This is a genomic window from Jatrophihabitans sp., from assembly GCA_036389035.1.
Lineage (GTDB): Bacteria > Actinomycetota > Actinomycetes > Mycobacteriales > Jatrophihabitantaceae > Jatrophihabitans_A.
This window is the reverse complement of the sequence record DASVQQ010000015.1, coordinates 92,556-99,834: the sequence shown is the minus strand read 5'-3', so window position 1 is coordinate 99,834 and position 7,279 is coordinate 92,556. Positions and strand designations below refer to the sequence as shown.

Here is a 7,279-nt window from a genome sequence, read left to right as displayed (position 1 = left end):
GGACGTCGTCCTGCGGCGCGCCGAAGGATTTCAGGCCCTTGGGCGTCGTGATGACGTCCAGCACCACCCGCAGCCTGTCCTCGGGCACCCGCCGGTCCAGGCCCAACGCCACGGTGACGTCCAGGCCGTGAATCACGTCATGGGTCAACGAACCCGTGAGCCCGACGCCCAGCGGCGTGCGTGCCGACTCCGCACCCTCAGCCATCACCAACAACAGCTCGTGCGGCGAGGCCGAGCCGTCCTGCCGGGCGCGGCGGTCGGCCATCCGATCGAACCGCCCGCCGGACCTGGCCAGCTCGGCCAGGAACCGCGCCGTCGAGTACCGGTAGAGCATCTCCATGTGCGCGACCACCTCACGCACCCGCCAGCCGGCGCACAGTGTCGGAGCGTTCCAGGACTCCTCCGGCAGGCCGCTCAGCACGGCGGCCAGCTCCCGACGCTCAGCGGTGATCATGTTCCGCAGCCGGGAGTCGGTCATCGGCGCTCCGTAGCGCTCGAGCTCAGCCATCGGAAGGCCGGGCGTCATCAACGCCGGACTGGCGGGTCCCGGCACCCGCGGTGAGGGACGCCAGGTAGCCGGCGAACTTGTCCAGCGATGAGGTGAAACCGACCTGGGCCTGCGGGCTTCGAAACGCCTCGGGGACGTTCGCCTGGTGGATCCGCACCTCGGTTCGGGAGCCGCCGAGGTCGCGGAAGGTCGACGTGGTCGTCACGCCGCTGTTCGACTCGCTCCACACCAGCCGCTCGGGCTCCACGATCTCGACGAAGACACCGCGGGTCGGGTACTGGCTGCCGTCGGAGTCGTTGACCATGATGGTCTCGAACACCCCGCCCGGGCGGGCGTCGACCGTGATGGTGCTCAGCGGCGTGCTCATTCCGACCGGGCCCCAGAAGTGGGTGAGGTGCTCCGGTTCGATCATGCAGCGAAAGACCAGCTCCCTGGGCGCCTCGAAGACTCGGGTGTAGACAAGTTCAGCGGTGTCGGATCGGACGTCGTTCATGGGTCATTCCTTTTCTTGTGCGGGCGTTTCTTGGGCGGTCGGGTGCTGGAGGCGGTGCAGGTGCTCCTCAAGCCTGTCGAAGCGCTCTGTCCAGATCCGCCGGTTCTGCTCGATCCAGCCCAGCGCGGAGTCCAGCGCCTCGCGCTCGAGGTGGCAGGGCCTGAACTGGGCCTGCCGGGTGCGTGAGATGAGCCCGCAGCGCTCAAGCACCTTGAGGTGCTTGGAGATCGCCGGCAGGCTCAGGTCGAACGGCTCGGCCAGCTCGTTGACGGTGGCATCGGCTCTGGCCAGCCGGGCCACCATCGCCCGGCGGGTCGGGTCGGCCAGGGCGGTGAAGGTGGCGTCGAGCTGGTCCTCTGTCACGGTCATGTCTGGCTCCCCTGGCTGGCCTGAGCATTATTTAGCCAGATGGTTATTTAGCTGTCAAGCTAAGTAAGGTAAGGTGGCGCCCGAGTGGTGGACAGTCGACGGGCGCCCCCTATCGGTCCTTACCCGCTCGTCCTAAGGAGGTTCTCGTGCACTCGGTCACCTGCCAGCTCTCGGTGTCACTGGACGGCTTCATCGCCGGGCCGAACCAGAGCCTGGAGAACCCGCTCGGCGAGGGCGGGATGCGCCTGCACGAGTGGGCGTTCTCCAACGCCAGCTGGCGTGCCCAACACGGCCTGGACGGCGGCGAGCGCAACGCCGACTCCGAGGTCATCGAGGAAGCCACCCAAGGGGTCGGCGCCTACCTCATGGGCCGCAAGATGTTCGGCGGCGGCGACGGGCCCTGGGATGAGAACTGGACCGGCTGGTGGGGCGATGAGCCGCCCTATCACGCGCCGGCCTTCGTGCTGAGCCGCCATCCGCGGGAGCCGCTGCGGCTGCAGGGCACCACGTTCACCTTCGTCAATGACGGCATCCACTCCGCGCTCGAACAGGCCCGGGCTGCCGCAGGCGACCAGGACGTCGCGATCGCCGGTGGCGCCAAGACCGTCCAGCAGTACCTGGCGGCCGGCCTGCTCGACGAGCTGCACCTGCACGTGGTCCCGGTTCTCCTCGGCAGCGGCGAGCGGCTGCTGGTCGACGCCGGCAACCCGATGCTGCAACCGGTGCAGGTGGTCGCCGCGCCGACCGTCACGCACCTGAAGTACCGCGTTCTGCACTAGCTTCTAGCGATGGCCCCCACCCGCCGGACGGCGCTGCTCGGTGGCCTCGGCGTGCTGGGCGCCGCGGTCGCGGGACTGGGCGGCGGCCTGGCATCGGGGTTGCTGCCCGGACGTGACCGGCTCGGCCGGCTGGGCGGGGTCACCGACACGGTGCCGGCCGGCGTCCCGGCGCGTGAGCCCGGCCGGCTGGTCACCGGCAGTTTCGTCTCGGCGGCGCGGCGGGGAACGCCGACGTCCTGGAGCCTGGCCTACCCGCCCGGGCATGACCGGGTAGGGCTGTCGGTGCTGATCTCGCTGCACGGGCGCGGCGGTGACCACCGGGACACGTTCGCGGGAAGCCTGCACCTGGACCGGTTCCTGGCCGAGGTGGTGGCGCAGGGCAGCGCGCCGTTCGCCATCGCCTCGGTCGACGGCGGTGATCACGAGTACTGGCACCCGCGGCGCGACACCGACCCGGCCGCCATGGTGATCGATGAGTTCCTGCCGCTGCTGAGCAAGCGCGGGGTGGACACCACCCGGATCGGGTTGCTCGGCTGGTCGATGGGCGGCTACGGCGCGCTGTACCTGGCCGGGCGGCTGGGCCCGCGACGCGCCGCGGTGGCCATCGCCGAGAGTCCCGCGCTGTGGCGCCAGGCCGGCCACAGTGCCGAAGGGGCGTTCGACGACGCCGAGGACTTCGACAAGCACGCGATCTTCGGACGGACCAGCCTGCTCGAGGGCATCGCGCTGCGGGTGGACTGCGGCGCCGAGGACGGGTTCGCCCCGGTCACCCGCGACCTGCGGGCGGCGCTGTCGCCGGTTCCGGCGGGTGGCATCGAGCCGGGCGGCCACGACGCCGGGTACTGGCGCAGCCAGGCTGCGGCGCAACTGCGCTTCGCCGCCACCCACCTTGCCTGACCTGCCCCGCGGCGGCTCTGGCAACCTGGACGCCGTGACCGCCGATCCGCTGTTCGAGCGACTGCTTGCCGAGGCCGAGGCGGCGCCGGTGCAGGGTTGGGACTTCTCCTGGTTCGACGGGCGGGCCAGCGAGCAGCGCCCGTCCTGGGGCTACGCCGAGCTGATGGGACGGCAGCTGGCGGCGGCCCGCTCCGCGCTGGACCTGCAGACCGGTGGCGGCGAGGTGCTGGCCGGCATCCCGACGCCACCGGCGATGCTGTGCGCGACCGAGTCCTGGCCGCCGAACGTCCGGATCGCCCGCCGCAACCTGGCTCCGCTGGGCGGCCGGGTCGTCCAGGCCGCGGACGGGCAGCCGCTGCCGTTTCGGCGCGAGAGCTTCGACCTGGTGGTGAGCCGGCACCCGACCGTGGTGCTGTGGGACGAGATCGCCCGGGTGCTGCGCCCCGGCGGCCGTTACCTGTCCCAGCAGATCGGCATCGGCTCCAACCGGGAGCTGTATGAGTACCTGATGGGGCCGCAGCCGCACCCGGAGGGCAACGGCAGTGAGCGGGTTCTGGCCGCGCTGGCCGCTGCCGGCCTGGTCGCCGAGGACGTCCGGCACGAGTCGTTGGAGGTCCGCTTCGACGACATCGCCGCCGTGGTGGTGTTCCTGCGCAAGGTGATCTGGACCGTGCCGGACTTCTCGGTGCCGCGTTACCGGGATCAGCTCGCTGAGCTGCACGAGCAGATCCAGCGCGACGGGCCGTTCACCTCGCACTCCCAGCGACTGCTGGTGCAGGCTCGCAAACCCGCCGGCTGAAGGAGATTCAGCAGTCCACCGGCGGCAGGTCGCTCAGCGTGACCCTGCTCAGCCCGGCCGCGCCCGACTTCGTGCTGCCGGTACCGAAAATCACCTCGTTGCCGACCACCGCCTGCAGCCTGACGTCCTCGGGCAGGCGAATGCGTGCCCCGCTACGCAGGTCCAACAGGCTGTACTGCGTGTTCACCTCGGTCGCGAGGAGCGGAGAGATCGCCGCCTCGGCAAAGGGGCCCTTCGCGGGATAGCCGGTGAGCTCCAGGGAGCCGCTATCGACCGAAAGAGTGTAGAAAATAGTCCTGCCACTCTCTTCTCGCACGTAGGACAGCTTGCCGCGGCCGTCGAAGCCGAAGTTGTTACCGACGAGCATGCTGGAAATCGTCGGTAAGGACGAGAGCGGCGCGCCGGCGCCATGGATGAGGGCGGCGTCTAATTCCCTGTGGTGGATCAGCGCCACGCCGATGCCGTAGGAGACCAGCCCGGTCGCGCCGGCGGCATGAACCGAGGCGCTGGCCGAGTTCCGAGCGAGGTCCCAGGACTCCAGGGTGGTGGTCTCGGGCTCGGTGGGGACCGTAGCCAGCCAGTACACCTTGCCGGCTGCGATAACCGGCGCTCCCAGCACGCTCTTTCCTTGAGCATTGTGCTGTTGCGGCAGCTCGGCCAGCGTCCGGATGACGTCGGCGCCGCGGTCGTAGAGCAGCACCTTGTAGCTGTAGTCCAAATTCTGCGGACGCGCGACGGCGAAGGTGACCCAGTCGGCTGTGATGGCGCCGGTCGGATCGGCATGGGGGATGTCGCTGCCTTCCGGGGTGTAGATGGGCACGCCCCTGCTGCCCCGGAACAGCGCCACCTCGAGGTCGGAGTAGATCGCTGAGGTCTGGCCCGTGGGTTCATTGCCCTGGAGGGCCAGGTAATCGCCGGTGTCGCCGTTGACGCTGACCACCTGGTTGAGGCTGGGATTCACCTGAACCACGCCGGCCCTGATCGCCTGCAGCCACCGGTCCGGAGCAAGGGCCGTGCACGATGGCATCCCCGCACGCCCTCCGGGGCCGCTCCTCCCGACATTGCTCATAGCCATATCAGTACGACCATTCTGATCTTGCTGATCCTGGTCGGACAGGCTTGCTTGAATTCCGAGGACGGTGCCGGCGATCACGGCGAACACCACCACCGCCGCCGCCAGCAATCCGAAGTTCTCCCGGTACCGGCGTGATCGGCCCGGCCTGCGACCGGCCGCTGTCCGGTTGCCCTTACCGGAGCCGAGATCGAGGGGTGGCGGCTGGGTCACGGTTGCCGCCCGTTGCTCGAACAGCTCGGTCAGCCGGCGTTCGAGGTCATCGCCTCGTGGCGCGTTCATCGGTTGGTCCTGTCAGTGGTGGGGCATAGCAGGGAGACCTCGTTCGAGGTCCGCAGGTCGGCCAGTGCCCGTGACGCCAGGCTGCGGACGGTCCCGCGCCGGCAGCCGAGGGTCTTGGCTATGTCTTCGTCGCTGTAGCCGAGGTAGTAACGCATGACCAGCACGACCCGTTGGCGGTGCGGCAATCCCGCCAGTAGGTGCCACAACTCGTCACCGGACCCCGGATCCGGGTCGGTGACCGGCCGGTCCACATCGGTGGCGGTGAGCACCTCGGTGTTGAATCGGCGGCGACTCCAGCTGATGTTGGCGTTGACGATCGCCCGCCGGGCGTAGGCCAAGGGCTGGTCGATGTCGAGCCGGGCGCCGAAGCGCCGGTGCATGGCCAGCAACACGTCCTGGACGAGGTCATCGGCGCGATCGCGGTCACCGCTGACGAGGTAGGCGAACCGGGTCAGTTCCAGCCCGTGCCGGCGCGCGAAGTCTTCCACACTCTGGCCGGCTGCAGCGTCGAAGCTGAGTTCAGGCATCGTCACCTCCACCCCGGACACCTGACGGGCGGCTGACAGCCGACTCCGCCTCAACTGCATCACCGGGTAAACGGTGACCTGTGTCGTCATACCCCTCAAACGTGAACCGAACCGGAACTGTTGCACATTCAGCGCGCCTATCTGCGCGACAAGGCTGCAGTGCTGGTCGGATGCGGCGCTGGTTGACCATCTCTCCAGCCGGGCGGGACCTTTCCGCATTTACCCCAATCGGTTCCTCTTAGGTCCAGAATGACCGGGTGAGCAACCGTGACCATGAGCCGGGAGGAGTCGACTGGCTCGACCTCGGGCCAGACCCGGACGAAGGCAAGCCGCCGGCCACTCCCCGGCGGCGGTACCTGTGGTACGGCGGGGCGGCCGCGCTCGTTGCGGTAGCGCTGTTGCTCACCCGGACCCAGAACGGCGCCAACGAGGCGGCCACCTCAGCCAACTCACCGTCGCAGGCCGTCTCGTCGAGCTCGCCGTCACGTGCCGTCCCATCGAGTTCCGGCTCGTCAGGCTCGTTCGTGAACCCGACCGAGCTGCCCACCGGCGCGGCGAGCTTGCCGTCCAGGCCCCCGACCCAGATCACCAGCCTCGGGCGTCCGCTGCTCGACGCGCCCACCGACTGGGAGCTGTTCGCCCACGGCCCGGGCGTCGTCTTCCGCATCCAACTCGCGCTCGGACGGATCACCGCCACCGCGGTGCCGGTACCCGTCCACGACACGTCGACGATGTTCTTCGTCGGCTCCGACCGGGCCATCGTCCGCGCGCTGGACGACTCGCCCGGTTATGTGGTGCGCGACGGGAAGCCGGCCGCGGAGCTGCCGCTGTCCTTGACCCGCAGGCTGGTGATGTTGCCGAGCCGGGACCAGCGGCATCTGTGGACGGAAGCGTCTGCCGGCGACCAGACCAGGTTGGCCCTGGTGAAGCTGGACGGCGCCCCGACCGGTGTCACGATCGACATCCCGCAGAACGCCTTCGTGCAGGGTTCCGATGGCGCCGGGAACGTGCTGTTGACGGGCATCGGCGGCTGGTACTACGCCCGGTCCGGCAGCGTGCACCGGATCACCGGCGGCCTGCTGGTGGCCAGCGGCCCCACCCGCTGGCTCACCGTCGAATGCGATGACAGCCTCTCCTGCGCCCATGTCGTCACCGACCGGGCCAGCGGCGCCCGCCGCACCCTGAACACACCGGTCGACCACGGCGAGCAGCCCGGGATGATCTCACCGGATGGCAAGACCGCGGCGCTGCTGAAATATGTCGGCGACGGCGGCATCCACCTACTCGATCTCGGCTCCGGCTTGCAACGCTCGGTCGCGGCGACCACCAGCGAGACGGACTTCCAGAGCGGGGTCCCGTTCGTCTGGTCGCCTGACAGCCGCTGGCTCTTCGTCATCGATGGCGCCAACCGGGTGCTGATCGTCAACCGCGACACCGGTCGGGCCACCCCGCTCGGGACGAAGCTGACGCCAGTCAGCCACCTTGCCCTGCGGCACGGTTCGGGCTGAGGCGCCAACGCCCTGCTTGCTAGCCATACATTGTCATGACCTATC

General features: G+C 69.3%; 9 protein-coding genes. 4 read left to right on the top strand and 5 right to left on the bottom strand.

Features of this window, described 5'->3' with window-relative positions; genetic code table 11:
• The 3 genes from VF557_11365 to VF557_11355 all read right to left on the bottom strand — a co-directional run.
• Positions 1-508: maleylpyruvate isomerase family mycothiol-dependent enzyme (locus VF557_11365; protein HEX8080801.1), on the bottom strand; the 508-nt coding region annotated here is incomplete at its 3' end.
• Positions 501-1,001, bottom strand: coding sequence for an SRPBCC domain-containing protein (locus VF557_11360; protein HEX8080800.1), 501 nt, complete (start codon positions 999-1,001; stop codon positions 501-503). The genes VF557_11365 and VF557_11360, both read right to left, overlap by 8 nt.
• A gap of 3 nt (positions 1,002-1,004) precedes the next feature.
• Positions 1,005-1,370: a metalloregulator ArsR/SmtB family transcription factor gene (locus VF557_11355; protein ID HEX8080799.1), complete on the bottom strand. Its 366-nt coding sequence runs from the start codon at positions 1,368-1,370 to the stop codon at positions 1,005-1,007.
• A 146-nt stretch (positions 1,371-1,516) separates the two neighbouring features.
• On the opposite strand from VF557_11355, the gene VF557_11350 reads away from it, so the two are divergent.
• Genes VF557_11350 through VF557_11340 form a run of 3 tightly spaced genes read left to right on the top strand, consistent with a single transcriptional unit; the run spans position 1,517 to position 3,845 of the window.
• Entirely contained in the window at positions 1,517-2,149 is a 633-nt protein-coding gene (locus VF557_11350; protein ID HEX8080798.1) for a dihydrofolate reductase family protein, read from the top strand.
• A 9-nt stretch (positions 2,150-2,158) separates the two neighbouring features.
• A complete protein-coding gene (locus tag VF557_11345; protein ID HEX8080797.1) occupies positions 2,159-3,046 on the top strand; it encodes an alpha/beta hydrolase-fold protein in 888 nt (295 codons plus the stop codon).
• Positions 3,047-3,080: 34 nt separating this feature from the next.
• On the top strand, positions 3,081-3,845 hold the full coding sequence (locus VF557_11340) for a class I SAM-dependent methyltransferase (GenBank protein HEX8080796.1): 765 nt from the start codon (positions 3,081-3,083) through the stop codon (positions 3,843-3,845).
• 7 nt (positions 3,846-3,852) lie between these two features.
• Here the strand turns inward: VF557_11340 and VF557_11335 are convergent, their stop codons facing one another.
• Both VF557_11335 and VF557_11330 read right to left on the bottom strand, forming a co-directional pair.
• Positions 3,853-5,130 (bottom strand): hypothetical protein, encoded by a 1,278-nt coding sequence (locus tag VF557_11335; protein ID HEX8080795.1) that lies wholly within the window; start codon positions 5,128-5,130, stop codon positions 3,853-3,855.
• Positions 5,131-5,195: 65 nt separating this feature from the next.
• On the bottom strand, positions 5,196-5,726 hold the full coding sequence (locus VF557_11330) for a SigE family RNA polymerase sigma factor (GenBank protein ID HEX8080794.1): 531 nt from the start codon (positions 5,724-5,726) through the stop codon (positions 5,196-5,198).
• Positions 5,727-5,983: 257 nt separating this feature from the next.
• On the opposite strand from VF557_11330, the gene VF557_11325 reads away from it, so the two are divergent.
• The gene (locus VF557_11325; GenBank protein ID HEX8080793.1) at positions 5,984-7,234 is read left to right on the top strand and encodes a hypothetical protein; all 1,251 of its coding nucleotides are present in this window, start codon (positions 5,984-5,986) and stop codon (positions 7,232-7,234) included.
• Positions 7,235-7,279 lie beyond the last annotated feature (45 nt).